16 protein-coding genes and 1 tRNA gene are annotated in these 16,861 nt (G+C 49.1%); 11 read left to right on the top strand and 6 right to left on the bottom strand.

Annotated elements, in window-relative coordinates; all coding sequences use genetic code 11:
- The first annotated feature begins 17 nt into the window (after nucleotides 1-17).
- The 9 genes from ACN0T0_RS14975 (at nucleotide 18) to ACN0T0_RS14935 (ending at nucleotide 9,602) form a co-directional block, all read left to right on the top strand.
- Nucleotides 18-94, top strand: a tRNA-Met gene (locus ACN0T0_RS14975).
- A gap of 288 nt (nucleotides 95-382) precedes the next feature.
- Entirely contained in the window at nucleotides 383-838 is a 456-nt protein-coding gene (gene rimP, locus ACN0T0_RS14970) for a ribosome maturation factor RimP (protein ID WP_417227459.1), read from the top strand.
- A gap of 36 nt (nucleotides 839-874) precedes the next feature.
- Nucleotides 875-2,365 (top strand): transcription termination factor NusA, encoded by a 1,491-nt coding sequence (nusA, locus tag ACN0T0_RS14965; RefSeq protein WP_417227458.1) that lies wholly within the window; start codon nucleotides 875-877, stop codon nucleotides 2,363-2,365.
- 23 nt (nucleotides 2,366-2,388) lie between these two features.
- Nucleotides 2,389-4,962: a translation initiation factor IF-2 gene (infB, locus tag ACN0T0_RS14960; protein ID WP_417227456.1), complete on the top strand. Its 2,574-nt coding sequence runs from the start codon at nucleotides 2,389-2,391 to the stop codon at nucleotides 4,960-4,962.
- 20 nt (nucleotides 4,963-4,982) lie between these two features.
- Nucleotides 4,983-5,378 (top strand): 30S ribosome-binding factor RbfA, encoded by a 396-nt coding sequence (gene rbfA, locus ACN0T0_RS14955; RefSeq protein ID WP_417227454.1) that lies wholly within the window; start codon nucleotides 4,983-4,985, stop codon nucleotides 5,376-5,378.
- 3 nt (nucleotides 5,379-5,381) lie between these two features.
- Nucleotides 5,382-6,338 (top strand): tRNA pseudouridine(55) synthase TruB, encoded by a 957-nt coding sequence (gene truB / locus ACN0T0_RS14950; protein ID WP_417227452.1) that lies wholly within the window; start codon nucleotides 5,382-5,384, stop codon nucleotides 6,336-6,338.
- 131 nt (nucleotides 6,339-6,469) lie between these two features.
- The gene (gene rpsO / locus ACN0T0_RS14945) at nucleotides 6,470-6,739 is read left to right on the top strand and encodes a 30S ribosomal protein S15 (RefSeq protein ID WP_126159729.1); all 270 of its coding nucleotides are present in this window, start codon (nucleotides 6,470-6,472) and stop codon (nucleotides 6,737-6,739) included.
- Between the two features lie 218 nt (nucleotides 6,740-6,957).
- The gene (gene pnp / locus ACN0T0_RS14940; protein WP_417227449.1) at nucleotides 6,958-9,060 is read left to right on the top strand and encodes a polyribonucleotide nucleotidyltransferase; all 2,103 of its coding nucleotides are present in this window, start codon (nucleotides 6,958-6,960) and stop codon (nucleotides 9,058-9,060) included.
- 95 nt (nucleotides 9,061-9,155) lie between these two features.
- A complete protein-coding gene (locus ACN0T0_RS14935; RefSeq protein WP_417227447.1) occupies nucleotides 9,156-9,602 on the top strand; it encodes a CreA family protein in 447 nt (148 codons plus the stop codon).
- 25 nt (nucleotides 9,603-9,627) lie between these two features.
- Here the strand turns inward: ACN0T0_RS14935 and ACN0T0_RS14930 are convergent, their stop codons facing one another.
- A complete protein-coding gene (locus ACN0T0_RS14930; protein WP_417227445.1) occupies nucleotides 9,628-9,978 on the bottom strand; it encodes a hypothetical protein in 351 nt (116 codons plus the stop codon).
- Nucleotides 9,979-10,526: 548 nt separating this feature from the next.
- Between ACN0T0_RS14930 and ACN0T0_RS14925 the strand changes: the two genes are divergently transcribed.
- The gene (locus tag ACN0T0_RS14925) at nucleotides 10,527-10,910 is read left to right on the top strand and encodes a nuclear transport factor 2 family protein (RefSeq protein WP_417227443.1); all 384 of its coding nucleotides are present in this window, start codon (nucleotides 10,527-10,529) and stop codon (nucleotides 10,908-10,910) included.
- A gap of 98 nt (nucleotides 10,911-11,008) precedes the next feature.
- On the opposite strand, the gene ACN0T0_RS14920 is transcribed toward ACN0T0_RS14925, so the two are convergent.
- From ACN0T0_RS14920 to rsuA, 3 genes are read right to left on the bottom strand one after another with little or no spacing between them, the layout of a single operon-like run.
- On the bottom strand, nucleotides 11,009-11,686 hold the full coding sequence (locus tag ACN0T0_RS14920; protein ID WP_417227441.1) for a hypothetical protein: 678 nt from the start codon (nucleotides 11,684-11,686) through the stop codon (nucleotides 11,009-11,011).
- 20 nt (nucleotides 11,687-11,706) lie between these two features.
- Complete coding sequence (locus ACN0T0_RS14915; protein WP_417227439.1) at nucleotides 11,707-12,750, bottom strand: methyltransferase; 1,044 nt, start codon at nucleotides 12,748-12,750, stop codon at nucleotides 11,707-11,709.
- The gene (rsuA, locus tag ACN0T0_RS14910) at nucleotides 12,750-13,439 is read right to left on the bottom strand and encodes a 16S rRNA pseudouridine(516) synthase RsuA (RefSeq protein ID WP_417227437.1); all 690 of its coding nucleotides are present in this window, start codon (nucleotides 13,437-13,439) and stop codon (nucleotides 12,750-12,752) included. Before rsuA ends, ACN0T0_RS14915 begins: the two co-directional genes overlap by 1 nt.
- Nucleotides 13,440-13,568: 129 nt before the next feature.
- Between rsuA and ACN0T0_RS14905 the strand changes: the two genes are divergently transcribed.
- Nucleotides 13,569-14,405, top strand: a complete 837-nt coding sequence (locus ACN0T0_RS14905; protein WP_417227435.1) for a 6-carboxytetrahydropterin synthase — start codon at nucleotides 13,569-13,571, stop codon at nucleotides 14,403-14,405.
- Nucleotides 14,406-14,503: 98 nt separating this feature from the next.
- On the opposite strand, the gene ACN0T0_RS14900 is transcribed toward ACN0T0_RS14905, so the two are convergent.
- Together ACN0T0_RS14900 and panC are read right to left on the bottom strand one after the other, a co-directional pair.
- Complete coding sequence (locus tag ACN0T0_RS14900) at nucleotides 14,504-15,685, bottom strand: acetyl-CoA C-acetyltransferase (RefSeq protein WP_417227433.1); 1,182 nt, start codon at nucleotides 15,683-15,685, stop codon at nucleotides 14,504-14,506.
- A 324-nt stretch (nucleotides 15,686-16,009) separates the two neighbouring features.
- Complete coding sequence (gene panC / locus ACN0T0_RS14895; RefSeq protein ID WP_417227431.1) at nucleotides 16,010-16,858, bottom strand: pantoate--beta-alanine ligase; 849 nt, start codon at nucleotides 16,856-16,858, stop codon at nucleotides 16,010-16,012.
- Nucleotides 16,859-16,861: the final 3 nt, after the last annotated feature.

The raw sequence follows: 16,861 nt of genomic DNA, 5'->3' as shown, positions 1-16,861 counted from the left end.
TATACGCCCCACGTTGATGCGGGGTGGAGCAGCCTGGTAGCTCGTCGGGCTCATAACCCGAAGGTCGTCAGTTCAAATCTGGCCCCCGCTACCATTTTTTAATGGTGATTCAGAAATAAGAGTTTCGTTACGAACTCTGGAAGCTTATCGCTAATCCTGTCAGGCATTATTGACGGATAGTTGGTTTTCTTCGAGAAGGGTTCCCGCTACCAATTTCAGAATGCTGATTATTCAGTGAACGATCTGAAATTGTCGATCAAGTAGTACGTTGATTGGCCCCTTTTTAGGGGCTTTTTCGTACTTGCGGCCCAGAGGTCGTGTGTTGAATGGGTCTTTGACCCATTTTTTGTTTGCCTTAAAAAGTAGGTTTAGAGGTTTTTGCGTGTCAGCAAAGTTGAGTGTGTTACAGGAACTGATTGAGCCATCCGTGGTGGCTCTCGGTTATCAGTTATGGGGTATCGAAATGGTATCTCAGGGGCGTCACAGCATGCTGCGGATCTATATTGATGCCGAAAACGGTGTCGGTGTGGATGATTGCGCCAATGTGAGCCGTCAGGTGAGCGGCATACTGGATGTGGAAGATCCGATCAGCGGAGAATATACATTAGAAGTGTCGTCGCCGGGGATGGATCGCCCGCTGTTTACGCTGGAACAGTACAAGGCGTTTGTCGGGCATGTGGTGCAGGTAAAGCTGCGGATGCCATTTGATGGTCGCCGACGATTTAAAGGCATCCTCAATGGTATTGAAGATGAAGATATTGTGCTGGTTGTCGATCAGGAAGAATACCTGTTGCCGATTGACCATATTGAAAAAGCAAACATAGTTCCTCAGTTCTGAGTGTGAAGAATTGAATTTTGAGGTTGGGGCAGTTGTATGAATAAAGAAATTCTACTGGTTGCAGAAGCAGTATCTAACGAGAAAGACGTTTCCAAAGAGGTCATCTTCGAAGCGATTGAGTTGGCGTTGGCAACAGCGACAAAGAAGCGCTATGACGAAGAGGCGGATATCCGCGTTGTAATCGACCGTGCTACCGGTGATTACCAAACATTCCGCCGTTGGGCGGTTGTGAGCAATGAAGGCGTACCTTTGTTGGGCACTGAATTGACCATGCAAGAGGCCGAAGAGATCGATACAAGCCTTCAGCCTGGTGATATTCACGAGGAAGAAGTTGAGTCCGTTAAGTTTGGTCGTATTGCTGCACAGACCGCTAAGCAAGTGATTGTGCAGAAAGTACGGGAAGCCGAACGCGCTAAAGTTGTCGCTCAGTACAGCAGTCGTGTTGGTGAACTTATCTCCGGTACGGTAAAGAAAGTGACACGGGACAACATTATTGTTGATCTGGGTAATAACGCTGAAGCCGTTCTTCCTCGTGATCAGTTGTTGCCACGGGAAACTTATCGCATGGGCGATCGAGTACGTGCGGTATTAAATGAGATTCGCACCGAAGGGCGTGGTCCTCAGTTGGCCATGAGCCGTAGTTGTCCTGCGATGCTAATCGAACTGTTCCGCATCGAAGTGCCTGAAATTTCAGAAGAAGTTATTGAAATTCGTGCGGCATCTCGTGATCCCGGTTCACGGGCGAAGATCGCTGTAAAAACCAATGATGGTCGTATCGACCCTGTTGGTGCTTGTGTCGGTATGCGTGGCGCTCGTGTTCAGGCGGTATCAAACGAGTTAAGCGGCGAACGTGTTGATATCATTCTTTGGGATGATAACCCGGCGCAGTTGGTGATTAATGCAATGTCTCCAGCTGAAGTTGCATCTATTGTGGTGGATGAAGATTCTCGCTCAATGGATGTGGCCGTAGCAGAAGAGAACTTGCCAATGGCGATTGGCCGCAGCGGTCAAAACGTACGTTTGGCGTCTGAGCTAACTGGCTGGAAACTGAATGTGATGACCGAAGCCGATGCCGCTGAAAAGCAGCAATCGGAAACCGGCTCCATTCTTGAGCTATTCGTTAAACACCTCGATGTTGATGACGATATTGCCGAAATACTGGTTGATGAAGGCTTCACTTCTTTAGAAGAGGTGGCTTATGTACCAGCAGACGAAATGCTCGAAATCGATGGTTTCGATGAAGAGATTGTTGATGAACTGCGCACCCGCGCGAAAGATGCTCTGCTCAATCTGGAACTGGCCAACGAGGAGGCACTCGATAACGTTGAGCCTGCTCAGGACCTGCTAGAAATGGACGGTATGGAGCGTCATCTGGCCTATGTTCTGGCCAGTAAAGGTATCGTGACCATGGAAGATCTAGCTGAACAGGCGGTCGAAGACCTGCTTGATATTAAAGAGCTGGATAAAGACAAGGCTGCAGCGCTAATTATGACTGCGCGCGCCCCATGGTTTGCGGACGAAGAATAAGTCAACGGAGGAGATAAACCCAGATGGCAGAAGTCACAGTAAAACAGCTAGCCGAAGTAGTTGGCGTTCCCGTTGATCGTTTGCTTACGCAGATGAAAGAAGCAGGTATTGCAGGAAAAAATGAAGTCGCTTCAGTAACAGAAGATGAGCGTCAGAAGCTGCTAAACCATCTTAAGCGTAGCCACGGTGAAAAATCCGATGGTGAACCTAAAAAGATTACGCTGAAGCGTAAAACCACCAGTCAGATTAAAGTCTCTGGTGCTGCAGGTAAGAAAACTATCAACGTAGAAGTACGTAAAAAACGTACCTATGTTAAACGTGCCGATGTTGAAGAAACTCCGGCTGCTGGTGTTAAAGGTAATAACCTTCAGGCCGAACTTGATGCTCAGGCTCGTCGTGATGCTGAACTTCAAGCTGCGCAAGAGAAGCAGCGCGAAGAAGCACGCCAGAAAGCTGCAGCGGAAGCGAAGGCAAAAGCAGCTCGCGCAGCCGGTGGTGAAGCGGGTAAACCGTCTGAACCAAAAGCCGCAGTATCTAAGCCGTCAATGGCTAAGCCTGCAGCGAAAAAAGCAACGGCACCACGTTCTGGTGCTGCACCCGCAAATGCAAACGCGGCTGCACCGGCTAATGCTAATGCGCCGAAGCAGGATCGTAAGCCTGCTCGTGAGAAAAACTTCCGTAGCCAAGATAAGCCTGCTGCGGGTCGTAAAGGCGGCGATAAGCGTCTGTCCCGTAAACCTGGTGGTCGTGACGGTAATCGTCGTGGTAAGCCGGTTCAGCGTGGCATGACCAGTTCGAACGTGCAAGCGTTCGAACGGCCAACAGCGCCGGTTATTCATGAGGTTGCTATTCCTGAGTCCATTACGGTCGCAGAATTGGCGAAGAAGATGTCCGTTAAAGCGGCTGATGTGATTAAGGTCATGTTCAAAATGGGGGCGATGGCGACCATCAACTCTGTGATTGATCAGGATACTGCCACCTTGGTTGTTGAAGAGATGGGTCACACCGCTGTAGCGATGCAGGCTAACACCGTTGAAGATCAGTTGATCGAAAGCGCTGGGGCTGCAGAAGAGATTGCTGGTGAGCAGGTTGAGCGTGCCCCCGTCGTTACCGTTATGGGTCACGTTGACCACGGTAAGACATCGTTGCTGGATTATATTCGTAAAACCCGGGTTGCCGCAGGTGAATCCGGTGGTATTACCCAGCATATCGGTGCTTATCACGTTGAAACTGACCACGGTATGGTGAGCTTCTTGGATACACCAGGACACGCGGCCTTTACGGCGATGCGTGCCCGTGGTGCACAGCTGACCGATATCGTTATTCTGGTTGTCGCGGCGGATGATGGTGTTATGCCTCAGACTGAAGAAGCGGTTAACCATGCTAAATCAGCTGGCGTGCCATTGGTTATCGCGGTTAACAAAGTCGATAAAGAAGATGCTGATCCAGAACGTGTTAAAAACGAACTGGCACAGCGGGATGTCTTGCCGGAAGAGTGGGGCGGTGATGTTCAGTTCGTCAACGTTTCAGCTAAAACCGGTGAAGGTATCGATGCGCTGCTTGATGCCGTCTTGATGCAAGCAGAATTACTCGAACTTAAAGCGATCCCTGAAGCACCGGGTCGTGGTGTAGTGGTTGAATCCCGTCTGGATAAAGGGCGTGGTCCAGTGGCAACACTGTTGGTTCAGAATGGTACCCTGAAACAGGGTGATATCGTTCTGGCCGGACTGCAGTATGGTCGTGTGCGAGCGATGCTGGATGAAAATGGTAAGCCGGTTAAAACCGCTGGACCTTCTATCCCCGTCGAGATTCTCGGCCTAGATGGTACACCGGGTGCGGGCGATGAATTCACTGTTGTCTCTAACGAGAAGAAAGCCCGTGAAGTGGCGTTGTTCCGTCAGGGTAAATACCGTGAAATTAAACTTCAGCGTCAGCAGCAGGCGAAACTTGAGAATCTGTTCGAGAACATGCAAGCGGGCGATGTTAAAACACTTAACATTATCCTTAAAGCGGACGTACGTGGTTCTCTTGAAGCACTGACGAGTTCGTTAATGGACCTGAGCACCGATGAAGTTAAGGTTAATGTCGTCTCTGGCGGTGTCGGTGGTATTGCTGAAACTGATGCTAACCTGGCGGTTGCCTCTAGCTCAATCATGATCGGCTTTAACGTCCGTGCTGATGCACAGGCGCGCGCCATCGTTGAACGTGAAGATATCGAACTACGTTATTACAGCGTGATCTACGACATCATCGATGATGTTAAGTTGGCGATGACGGGTCTGCTGTCTCCTGAGTTTAAAGAACAGATCGTTGGTATTGCTGAAGTACGTGATGTTTTCCGTGCACCTAAGATCGGTGCGGTTGCCGGTTGTATGGTCACTGAAGGTTCTGTATTCCGTAACAAACGTATCCGCGTACTGCGTGAAAACGTCGTGATCTATGAAGGTGAGCTGGAATCCCTGCGTCGCTTCAAAGATAACGTGGCTGAAGTTCGTCAGGGCATGGAATGCGGTATCGGTGTTAAGAACTACAATGATGTGAAGGTCGGCGATCAGATCGAAGTCTTCGATACCATTGAAGTTCAGCGTACCCTTTAAGAGTGTTTTGACAGGCTACTATGGCAAGAGAATTTAGTCGTACACAGCGGATATCTGACCAGGTCCAGAAGGACCTGGCTCAGTTGATTCAGCGAGAAATTAAAGACCCACGTCTAGGCATGGTGACAATCAGCTACGTCAAGATCGCCAAAGATCTTGGCTATGCCGATATTTATATCACTGTGATGGCAATGGGTGGTAAAGATGAAGCCACTGCCGTAACGGAATCTCTTAAGGTTCTTAACAGCGCATCAGGCTTCCTGCGTGGACAGCTGTCCAGCAAGATCAAACTGCGGGTGATGCCGCAATTACGTTTTCATTTTGATGAAAGTGTTGATCGTGGTAGACGCCTAAACGACCTGATTATTCAGGCGAAGCGGGCTGACACCAAACACGATCAGGACGACGGAGAGTAACCCTTGGCAAGGCGGGCAAAAGGCCGGTCGGTCAACGGTATTTTTCTGCTCGATAAACCGGGTGGAATGTCGTCAAACCGGGCGTTGCAAATTGTAAAACGGATCTATGGCGCAGCTAAGGCTGGCCATACGGGTGCATTGGATCCACTGGCAACAGGGATGCTACCGCTTTGCTTCGGTGAAGCGACCAAGTTTTCCCAGTTCCTGCTGAATGCCGATAAACGCTACATTACCACGGCAAAACTGGGTCAAAGAACTGATACCAGCGATGCCGATGGTGAGGTGGTTGAAGAGCGGCCTCTACCGGAGAACCTCAGTGCAACGCAGATCGATGAGCTGTTACAGCGGGAGTTTACCGGCTTAATCACCCAAGTGCCGTCGATGTTTTCGGCGCTTAAGCATAATGGACAACCGCTCTATAAACTGGCACGTCAAGGTATTCAGGTAGAAGTTAAAAGCCGTCAGGTGACGGTTTTTAGCATTGAGTTACTGGATTTCCGTGGTGATGAAGTCGATCTGGATATTCGCTGCAGCAAGGGGACCTATATCCGCTCGATTGTTCAGGATATGGGCGAGATGCTAGGCTGCGGTGCCCATGTTAAAATGCTCCGCCGGCTTGATTCTGGCCCTTATAAAGCTGAGGCGATGATACCATTGGCTGAGCTAGAACAACGGGTGGCTGATATGGGTAGTGATGCGGCGGTAGAAGACATACAAATGTCTTTGGATGCGCTATTATTACCCTCTTGGAGTCCGGTTGCGGATACACCTGAAGTGTTGTTGTCTGATAGTCAAACCCGTGCCCTATGTAATGGTCAACGGGTGATGCTTGAAACCTTTGATGTACAGCCTTTGGTGCGCATTCGCGACAGCGCCAGTGATAAATTTCTGGGTATTGGCGAGATCGATGTTTATGGGCAGTTACTGCCTCGTCGCTTGATGAATACTCAGGATATATAATTGATATGTCTGTGCGGCTTCGGCGGCACGGGCGATATGACGTTGAACTGATAATATGCTCGGTACAACGCGACTATTAATCCACCACACTTTTATTCGTGGTGTGCATATTAATTTTGGAGTTATTTAAAATGGCATTATCTGTTGAAAAGAAAGCTGAGATCGTTGCTGAATACGCACGCGTTGAAGGCGATACTGGTTCTCCTGAAGTTCAGGTTGCACTGCTGACCCACAACATTGTTGGTCTTCAATCTCACTTTAAAGGTCACATCCATGACCACCATTCTCGTCGCGGTCTGATCCGCATGGTAAACCAGCGTCGTAAGCTGCTGGATTACTTGAAGAAGAAAGATGTAACTCGTTACGCTGATCTGATCAAGCGTCTCGGCCTGCGTCGTTAAGATAATGTTCCGGGGTCATCTTTGATGGCCCCGGTGCTTTTTAAGGTCTGCTAAAATAGAGATCTCTATATGCGTCTGTACTACGTTTTACACCAACCAGCCTGTACTCTGGTGTGTTCTGGTTTTGATCAGAGCCCAGCAGAGTACTGGCTATAAAGAGGCCGGTGTGACGTTGCACAGACATTTTTTTGTTTTGCATAAAGATAAGGAATTGTATCGTGCCACAAGCAATTACTAAGACATTCCAATACGGCAAGCATGAAGTCACTCTTGAAACGGGCCGCGTTGCTCGTCAAGCGAGCGGTGCTGTGTTGGTTACCATGGGTGGTGTACAGGTGTTATGTACCGTTGTGGGTGCTAAATCAGCCCGCGAAGGTCAAGATTTCTTCCCATTGTCAGTTCATTATCAAGAAAAATACTACGCTGTCGGCCGTATCCCTGGTGGTTTCTTTAAGCGTGAAGCGCGTCCGTCTGAAAAAGAAACGCTGACATCTCGCCTGATTGACCGTCCTATCCGCCCGCTGTTCCCTAAGGGTTACATGAATGAAGTACAGGTTATCTGTACGGTTATGTCTGCGGATAAGATCAACGATCCTGATATCGCTGCAATGATCGGTACTTCTGCTGCATTGGCTATCTCTGGTATCCCATTCCAGGGTCCAATCGGTGGTGCACGTGTCGGTTACACTGAAGCTGAAGGTTACTCCCTAAACCCAACTTACGAAGAACTGCAAACCTCTATGCTCGACATGGTCGTAGCCGGTACGTCTGATGCGGTTCTGATGGTTGAATCTGAAGCTCAGGAACTGTCTGAAGACGAAATGCTCGGTGCGGTTGTTTTCGCTCATCAGCAGATGCAAGTTGCTATCTCTGCGATCAACGAACTGGTTGCTGAAGCCGGTAAGCCTCGTTGGGAATATGCTCCAGAAGCGAAGAATGAAGCATTGATCGAACAGGTTCGTGCTGTCGTTGGTGATGATATCAATGCGGCTTACCAAACGGCTGACAAAATGGAGCGTCAGAACGCTCTGGGTCAAGCTCGTAGCAAAGCGGTTGAAACGCTGTGCGGTGAAGAGGGTCAACCTTCTGCTGCTGAAGTATCCGGTATTTTCAAATCACTGGAAAAAGAGATTGTTCGGGGTCGTATCCTTGATGGTCAGCCACGTATCGATGGCCGTGACAGCAAAACTGTCCGTGGTATCGATGTTGAAGTTGACGTACTGAGTGGTACACACGGTTCTGCACTGTTTACCCGTGGGGAAACTCAGGCGATCGCTACCTGTACACTGGGTACTGCCCGTGATTCACAAATCATCGATGCGATCGAAGGCGAACGCCGCGATCCATTCATGTTGCACTATAACTTCCCTCCTTACTCTGTAGGTGAAGCGGGTCGTATGGGCGCAACTGGCCGTCGTGAGATTGGTCACGGTCGTCTGGCTCGTCGAAGTGTTGCTGCGGTTCTGCCGACACAGGAAGAGTTCCCGTACACTATCCGTATCGTGTCAGAGATCACTGAATCTAACGGTTCAAGCTCTATGGCCTCTGTCTGTGGTGCGTCTCTGTCTATGATGGATGCAGGTGTTCCATTGAAGGCACCAGTTGCGGGTATCGCAATGGGTCTGGTTAAGGAAGGCGAGCGTTTCACTGTATTGACCGATATCTTAGGTGATGAAGATCATCTGGGAGACATGGACTTTAAAGTGGCCGGTACTGAAGCGGGTGTTACCGCGCTGCAGATGGATATCAAGATCACCGGTATTACCGAAGAGATCATGGATATCGCGTTGGAGCAGGCTTATGAAGCCCGTGCTCACATCCTGAAAGAGATGGCTAAAGTCATTGGTTATGCGCGTCCAGAACTGCCGGACAATGCACCAGCCATGACACTGTTAGAAATCAACCCAGAGAAGATCCGTGATGTTATCGGTAAAGGTGGTGCAACCATCCGTGCCCTGACTGAACAGACTGGCGCGACGATCGATATCGAAGATAACGGTACTGTCCGTATTTACGCGGCTGATAAAGCAGCAGCGAAAGCGGCTGTGGATAAAGTACGTGAAATCACTGCTGAAGCTGAAGTGGGTAAAATCTACGAAGGTAAGGTTGTGCGTCTGGAAGAGTTCGGTGCATTTGTAAACATCCTGCCGGGTAAAGATGGTCTGGTTCACATCTCTCAAATTGCTAACAAGCGTATTGAGAAAGTGACCGATTACATCAAGATGGACGACACGGTTAAAGTTAAAGTGATGGAAGTCGATCCACGTGGCCGTATCAAACTGACCATGCGTGATCTAGAGCAAGATGAGTCTGTAGAATAAAGACTCATTAAGTGATTGAAAAAGCCCTGCCGATGCAGGGCTTTTTTGTGTCTGCTTGGTTTACACTAGTTAGAGCGTTATTACCGGGAGATAAAATGAAAAGACTACTAACGATGGTTTCTGTTTTATGGCTAGCCGGTTGTGGCGGTGATGAAGTGGGTGATGTATCGCTGGGGATACTGACAACCAAAGATATTAAGCTGAATGTGCTGGTGGATCCGGTTGTCACCGGGGTTACCTGTCATATTGCCAGTATCGAAGCGGATCTGGATTTTGCGGACCCGAGCGATTCGTCGATTGCTTGTCGTCAAACGGGGCCGATTACTGCGCAGATGATTGCTGCCATTGATCGCTCCAAGGATGGCGAGGTGGTGTTTCGTAAATCCAAGAGCGTGCTGTTCAAAACCATGAAAGTACGGCGTATTTTTGATCCACAATCACAAACCCTGATGTATCTTTCATACTCAACTAAAGAGATTAATGGCAGTTATAAACATAGCCTGTCTACCGTACCCTTATGGGGAACTTCAGCTTATCAATAGCCACTAATCCCCGTGCAGTTAGTCGTTATACGGCTGATCTGTATTGTTCCAGTCCGGCAATGGATGGTTGATATGCATGCTGGTCACTTCTGGCTAGTGCACGCAGTAGGCGTCCGGTAATACAGTTAAAACATTGTGGTCCATTTTTCTGGCAGAGAGAGTTAGCACAGGCATTGAGTAACAGTTCGTGCGCTGCCTGTTGTTGCACGCTGCGGATGGTTGAGAACAACTCTTGGCAGGTAACAATACCATGTTCAAGCAACTCCTCTACGGCGCTACCGCGCCATTCAGCAATAAGGTGGTTAGATAACCCGCTGTGTAGTTTTATCACTGGTTCTTTGCGTTCAAGCCAGGCATCAATTCTAAGTGCGTCCATGTTTAGCTTCCTGTTTATTGAATGATAATGATTCTCATTATGATTGTTTGGGATGTTAATGCAACTGTTTTTTTAACCGCCATTATTCTGGGTCAGTGTCTGAGTAGATCAGAATATCAGCGTGACGAGAATGTGTTGCCCAGTGGTTTGTGGCCTAGTCGTGGCGTTGGCGATCGTGTTAAACCGTTGTCGTATCAGGTCTTTGTATTGACTAGTTATGAGCTGCATATTTATTGCCCGCTAGCCTGCAGGCTATGAATAGCGGCCTTTACGGTAGTTGTCCCAATGTTATGCACAGGCTTGTGCGGTCGGTTCTGGGGATAACTTATTACCAAGATGGGCTGCTGTTAAGATGTTAGGTATAGGTGTTATGGGGGAGCCTTTAGGATCAAACTAAATACGCGTAGGTCGCGGGACAGGAGTAGATAATCGGTTGGTATAACGCTGTGCCCTTGTATTAACCTTAGGTAGAGGTCTAGTGTTCAGCAGTCTTAAAACAACCTTGCAAGCTAGGCTACCGCTATTTCAACTGATTGATGGAGCCTAATATGAGTGATGATACCGCCGCCAATAAAGCTAATGCCGTTGCATTTTATCGCACCGCTTATCTTGGTGATCCCAGCCGTGCGATAGCGCAATATGTGGGCGATCGTTACATTCAACATAACCCAGCGGTGGGGGGTGGAAAGCAAGCGTTTATCGACTATTTTGATGAGATGGCTAGAGATTATCCCGGTAAGTCTATCGAGTTCGTGCGTGCTATTGCTGAAGGGGATCTGGTGGCGTTACATACCCATCAGGTTTGGCCAGGGAATGACCAATATGTAACGATGGATTTTTTCCGCTTTGATGAACAGGGCAAGATCGTTGAGCATTGGGATTCTATACAGGGTGTTCCTGCGGAGACTAAAAATGGTAATCCGATGTATTGATGTGAGGGGGCGCTATGCCGAATGTTTAAGCAAGGGAAGCGAAAGCTTCCCCTTCAAGTGACTTGTCTTTAAGCGACTAGCCAGTGACACAGCAGGCTCTAGCTACTTTGTTTTTCCCGCATCACGCAATAGAGGCGAAAGCCATAGATCGTATATAAGCAGTTTAGAAAGCCAAACACGATATCAAACAGGCTACGCAGTATCAGGGATTCGATACCCATGACTTGGAGCAGGGTTTCGATCAGTAGGTTACTACCGAGCAGAATAACAAACAGAACGGCCAGGCCATTGAGTAGTGGCCAGAAGTATTCAGAGGTATCTTGCCAGCTGTTTTTTAACGCGTCAGTGGGACTGGCTTTTTCGATCACACTGAAGTATTCGGCAAAGCCCCAACGGGTCATCACATAGACACCGGGAATAAAAAACAGCAACAGACCTAGGGCGATACCAAAGGCGCCGAGGAGCTTGGTCAGAAAGAGCGGCCCCCAACGTTGTAGGCCGATCTTTAGGGCCTCTATGGTGCTGATGGGCTCCTTATTGACCACCGATTCGAGGTAGGCGATTGTTGCGCCGGCATAGAGTGGGAGAAAGATCAGACTGGCGAGGTAGAACATCAAGATTGAATCGTTCATCTCTGGGTTTTCTGGGTCGACTGATTGCATAGCAGTCATGCTAATCAGCGTGATCAGAATAATAAAGGGCAGCTGTATCCGCATGATTGGCTGCATATGGGCGCGGAAGAAGAACCAGGTTTGCTTTAGATAAGTGGCGATCATGCTGTATTTGTCACTCGTGTTTAGTGCGGTTGGGCCAGTAGTATCAACTTAAAGCTACCGTTGTCGGCGATAACCTCTATGGTTGAGAACAGTTTTTTAGCTTTTCGTTCAAGCGGTATATGTAGGTTTACCACAAAGCAGGCGATGCCGTCAGATTGTAGATGCCGGCGCGCTGCATTGAGGAAACGATCAGTCATATCACCTTCAACACTGAAGCCTTGATGAAAAGGAGGATTACAGAGTATCAGTGGATAGCGCTGGTCGATCTGTTCGGCGCAATCGGCCACAATCACGTCGCCATTAATGCTGTGCTGGCGAAAGTTCTCTTCGCAGGCCAGTAGAGCTCCGGCATTATTGTCGGTCGCCGTGATCTTGCAGCCTAGCGGGGCGCAATTCATCGCCAGATAACCATAGCCACAGCCGAGATCGAGAGCGGTTTCCGGTGGTGCCGCGAGTCGTTCAGTGAATTGCGCGAGTTCTGAAATCAGAAAAGCACTGCCTTTATCGATCTTATTCCAACCATAGACACCGGGCTTACTGCGGTAGTTGAAGTGCTCATCGCTGGCCACTTCACGTAGCTGAGTGTAATCCTGATCGTCCAGTAATTCGCTATCGGCAGCGCCCGGTGATTGCAGAATTCCCATCCAGGTATTTTTGTCTAACTTGGATAGCTCCATCTGCCCAGCGAATAGTTTTTTCGCTTTATCCAGATAGGTTTTAATACCTTCGTTTTTCAATCCCGCGATGCTCAGTGTTCCACCCGGTTTAAGGATGCGGATCGCTTGATTGATCACATGATGAACCACGGGTTTCTCTTTCGACACTCGGTAGATAATGTTATCCACACTGTGATCCGCATAAGGGCTGAAATCAAAGTCGGAAAATTGGCTATGCCAACCGGCGCTGTCTAGTTGCTGACATAGATCGAAACGGTTACTAATGACCGTGACCGCCGGATTTACCTTGCTGGTTTGATTGAGCAGGTTTTCATCGGCAACCCAAAGGGCTATACCGCTGGCATTATCCAGTTGCGGTTTTAAGAGGGCAAAGGCTGTGTCAGTCATCAGAATGATTTCGCTTCGGCTTCAGTGAGAAAACGGTATTCACCCGGTTCTAGGTCTTCATCTAAGCGGATATGACCAATCTGCTCCCGGTGCAAGGCGGTGACCTTGTTACCCATGGCGGCGAACATGCGCTTAACTTGATGATAACGCCCTTCATGCAGGGTGACTCTCGCCTGAGTAGCAGACAAAATTTCAAGCTCGGCCGGCAGGGTCGGCTTATCTTCGTTACGCAGGGTAATGCCTGCCGCAAACTGCGTGAGATAATCAGGGGTGATTGGCTCTGCTGTGCTAACGAGATAAACTTTATCGCATTGGTGTTTAGGCGAAGTAACGCGGTGCGACCATTGGCCATCGTTGGTGATCAATACGAGTCCAGTGGTGTCAATATCTAAGCGTCCAGCCGGATGCAGGTCGCGGATGGTGACTTGTTCCAAGAGGTCGATAACGGTAGGGTGCTCGCTGTCTTCAGTCACGCAGACGGTGCCTTGAGGCTTATTCAGCATCAAATATTTCGGGCCGGGGGCCGCAACCTCATGACCTTCGAGTGTCACCTGATCATCGCTGAGAACTTTGTAGCCGTGATCCTGACAAGGCTGACCGTTCACCTCGACATTCTTACATTTGATCTGCCGTTTAACTAGGCTGCGGGGTAAACCGGTTGCCTGACTTAGATATTTATCCAGTCGCATTGAATTTCATCTGCCTGTTATCGAAAAAGAGCTAGTATACCGGTACTCGTCAGAATGCAATAGGGCTGGTAATCAGCTAATATACGCCGTTCCAATATCGATTCATTGCCATTAACTGTGTGACTGCCTGTGAAGCTCTTTGTAGATAACCTTACCAATGTTGATTTTTCTTACTTGCATCCGCAGCGAGGCTTGCTGGGTGAGTCCTGGCTAGTACAGCTGGTGCTCGATGGTGAGCTGAATGAGGAGGGGATGATTTGCGATTTTGGTATCGTTAAAAAAGCGGTTAAGCATTGGTTTGATAACAGTATCGACCATGCGTTAGTGGTGCCGACTGGGATGGCGAACCTACATTCAGAGCTACTGAATGGCGAAACAACGGTCAACTGGCGTTATCCCGCGGGTGGTGAGTTCTACTGTCGTTCGCCAGAACAGGCGATCGTGCTGGTGGATATCGATGAAATTAACGAGCTTAGCTTGGCGGCTTGGTGTAATGCCCAGCTCTTGGCGCTATTCCCCGATGAGGTGAAAGGGCTAGAGATTAGTTTTGTACCGGAAGCAATCAACGACGCATTTTATCATTACAGTCATGGTTTGCAGCAGCACGATGGCAATTGCCAGCGGATTGCCCACGGTCATCGTTCGCGTATTGAGGTCTTTTTAGATGGGCAGCGGGATACCGCAGCAGAACAGCAGTGGGCGAAAACCTTTAACGATATCTATATCGGTACTCGCGGCCACCTTGTGAGTGCGAACGATGAAGTGCATCACTATTGCTATGATGCCCCACAGGGTGAGTTTGAGATTCGCTTGCCTGCGCGTCACTGTTATTTGATTGATACTGAAACCACTGTGGAGCAGATCGCTTGTCATCTTGCGGCGCAGGTTAAGTTATCCCACCCTTCTCGAGAGGTCATGGTGAGAGCGTTTGAAGGTGTGGGCAAAGGTGCGATTGCGACAGCCTGATATAGGCTTAGCTTGAGGCGAATGTCTGACGCATGAAAGGGTGAATGACAGACATAAAAAAACGCGGCTATTGGGCCGCGTTTTTTTGTTACAACGGTTTAGCTACGTTCAATCGCAACTGCTGTACCCATGCCACCACCGATACACAGTGTTGCCAGACCTTTCTTAGCATCGCGGCGTGCCATTTCGTGCAGCAGAGAAACGAAGATACGGCAGCCTGAAGCACCAATTGGGTGACCCAGTGCAATCGCACCACCGTTAACGTTAACCAGCGTGGTGTCCCAGCCAAGTTCTTTGTTAACTGACATGGCTTGAGCTGCGAAAGCTTCGTTCGCTTCAACCAGTTCTAGATCATCAACAGTCCAGCCGGCTTTCTCAAGGGCTTTCTGAGTAGCACAGATTGGGCCTGTACCCATGATAGATGGATCAACACCAGCAGACGCATAAGCTTTGATGGTTGCCAGTACAGGCAGACCCAGCTCAGCCGCTTTCTCAGCAGAACATAGGATAACGGCCGCAGCACCATCGTTGATAGTTGATGAGTTACCAGCGGTTACTGTGCCATCTTTTTTGAAGGCTGGACGCAGTTTACCCAGTGCTTCTGCCGTGACGCCAAAACGTGGCTGCTCATCGGTATCAAATACAATAGGATCGCCTTTGCGCTGAGGAATCACAACCGGAATGATCTCATCTTTGAACTTGCCAGAGGTGACGGCTGCTTCAGCTTTGTTTTGAGAGGCTGCGGCAAAAGCATCCTGCTCTTCACGGGTGAAACCGTATTTATCGACAATGTTCTCCGTGGTGATACCCATGTGATAGTCGTTGAACGCATCCCACAGGCCATCTTTGATCATGGTATCAACCATTTTCCAGTCACCCATGCGAGTGCCTTGGCGAGAGTTTGGCAATATATGACCAGAGATGCTCATATTCTCTTGGCCGCCGGCAATGATGAATTCAGCATCGCCACAACGAATAGCTTGAGTAGCTAGTTGAATTGCTTTCAGACCAGAACCGCACACTTTGTTAATGGTCATTGCAGAGACTTCAATCGGCAGACCCGCGTTAACAGCGGACTGACGTGCAGGGTTTTGACCACAACCGGCAGTCAGTACCTGACCGAGAATGACTTCATCAATCTGGTCGGCGGCAACACCGGATTTTTCCAGCAGACCTTTAATAACAATCGAGCCAAGCTCGCTGGCAGGAACGGATGACAGGGAACCATTAAAACTACCTACAGCCGTACGGCCGGCAGCTACAATAACAACATCACGCATGATTATTCCTCTTGCTTATAAGATTGCTGCAGAAGTGTAGTCACACACCGTGACGAATTGATGGCAGGTCAGTCTGAAACCTGACATTGAGTACTCTACAGCTGTTTTTGTAATCATTTTTATTTGTGCAGTGCAGTACATCATAGACAAAAGGCAACTGCAATGGGGTTAGCCCTGAGGGCGACACTAACCAATAAATAAATGTCACCGGTCACAGAATCTAACAGGTGTTTGACGAATAGCCAAGCAGACTTAAGGTGGAGATGGGGCGGGAATGGGTAATACGAGGATCAGGTGCCGCCCGAAGGGGCACCTGATAACGGTTCAGAGGTCGAGCATCATATTGTCGATAAGACGGGCTTTGCCTAGGTAGGCGGCAGCAACTAAAACGAGTTCGGTATCGTTACTGTCGGCTGGCTGCAAGTCATGACGTTTAGATATGCAGTAGTAATCCCGCTTAAAACCGGCTTCTTCTAGTCGGGTTTGCGCTTCTTCTTGCAGATTTAGATAATCCCGTCGACCTTCGGATATTTGCGCGATAGTGGCGCGAATAGTTTGGTTGAGGACCGGTGCAATGGCGAGTTCTTCAGGTGTCAGATACGCGTTCCGGGAACTCAGCGCTAGATTACTTTGCGCTCGGGCGATAGGGGAGCCCTGAATCTCGACCGGTAGGAATAAGTCTTCTGCCATCCGGCGAATCACCAGTAACTGTTGAAAGTCTTTTTCACCAAAGATGGCGACATCGGGTTGAACAATACCGAACAGCTTACAGACAACGGTTGCGACGCCGCGGAAATGTCCAGGACGGGTGGCACCGCAATGAATGTCTGAAATCCCCGGTACTTCAATCAGCGTTTGTATCACCTGACCATTGGGGTACATCTCTTTAATGGTCGGAGCGAATAGATAATCGCAGCTCGCCAGCTCAAGTTTCTCTTGGTCGGCTTCGAGTGTGCGCGGGTATGCATCGAGATCTTCGTTCTCACCAAACTGCAGCGGATTAACGAAGATGCTGGCAACGGTGATGTCAGCATGATTATTCGATTGTTGGATCAGTTGGATATGACCCGTATGGAGGTTGCCCATCGTTGGCACAAAGCCGATACGTTTGCCCGCACGACGCTCCGCGCCGAGTGCTTCACGCAGCTCGGTGATAGAATGGATAGTTTTCATGGT

The sequence above is a fragment of the Amphritea sp. genome (assembly GCF_048266285.1).
In the GTDB taxonomy this organism is placed as follows: domain Bacteria; phylum Pseudomonadota; class Gammaproteobacteria; order Pseudomonadales; family Balneatricaceae; genus Amphritea.
This window is presented reverse-complemented; position numbering and strand designations above follow the sequence as displayed.

What these genes read in the sequence shown, in the direction of transcription:
- ACN0T0_RS14915 (WP_417227439.1), bottom strand. Translation starts at nt 12,750, where the DNA reads ATGACTGACACAGCCTTTGCCCTCTTAAAACCGCAACTGGATAATGCC.
- ACN0T0_RS14925 (WP_417227443.1), top strand. Translation starts at nt 10,527, where the DNA reads ATGAGTGATGATACCGCCGCCAATAAAGCTAATGCCGTTGCATTTTAT.
- rsuA (WP_417227437.1), bottom strand. Translation starts at nt 13,439, where the DNA reads ATGCGACTGGATAAATATCTAAGTCAGGCAACCGGTTTACCCCGCAGC.
- ACN0T0_RS14900 (WP_417227433.1), bottom strand. Translation starts at nt 15,685, where the DNA reads ATGCGTGATGTTGTTATTGTAGCTGCCGGCCGTACGGCTGTAGGTAGT.
- ACN0T0_RS14935 (WP_417227447.1), top strand. Translation starts at nt 9,156, where the DNA reads ATGAAAAGACTACTAACGATGGTTTCTGTTTTATGGCTAGCCGGTTGT.
- infB (WP_417227456.1), top strand. Translation starts at nt 2,389, where the DNA reads ATGGCAGAAGTCACAGTAAAACAGCTAGCCGAAGTAGTTGGCGTTCCC.
- ACN0T0_RS14930 (WP_417227445.1), bottom strand. Translation starts at nt 9,978, where the DNA reads ATGGACGCACTTAGAATTGATGCCTGGCTTGAACGCAAAGAACCAGTG.
- panC (WP_417227431.1), bottom strand. Translation starts at nt 16,858, where the DNA reads ATGAAAACTATCCATTCTATCACCGAGCTGCGTGAAGCACTCGGCGCG.
- rbfA (WP_417227454.1), top strand. Translation starts at nt 4,983, where the DNA reads ATGGCAAGAGAATTTAGTCGTACACAGCGGATATCTGACCAGGTCCAG.
- ACN0T0_RS14920 (WP_417227441.1), bottom strand. Translation starts at nt 11,686, where the DNA reads ATGATCGCCACTTATCTAAAGCAAACCTGGTTCTTCTTCCGCGCCCAT.
- nusA (WP_417227458.1), top strand. Translation starts at nt 875, where the DNA reads ATGAATAAAGAAATTCTACTGGTTGCAGAAGCAGTATCTAACGAGAAA.
- rpsO (WP_126159729.1), top strand. Translation starts at nt 6,470, where the DNA reads ATGGCATTATCTGTTGAAAAGAAAGCTGAGATCGTTGCTGAATACGCA.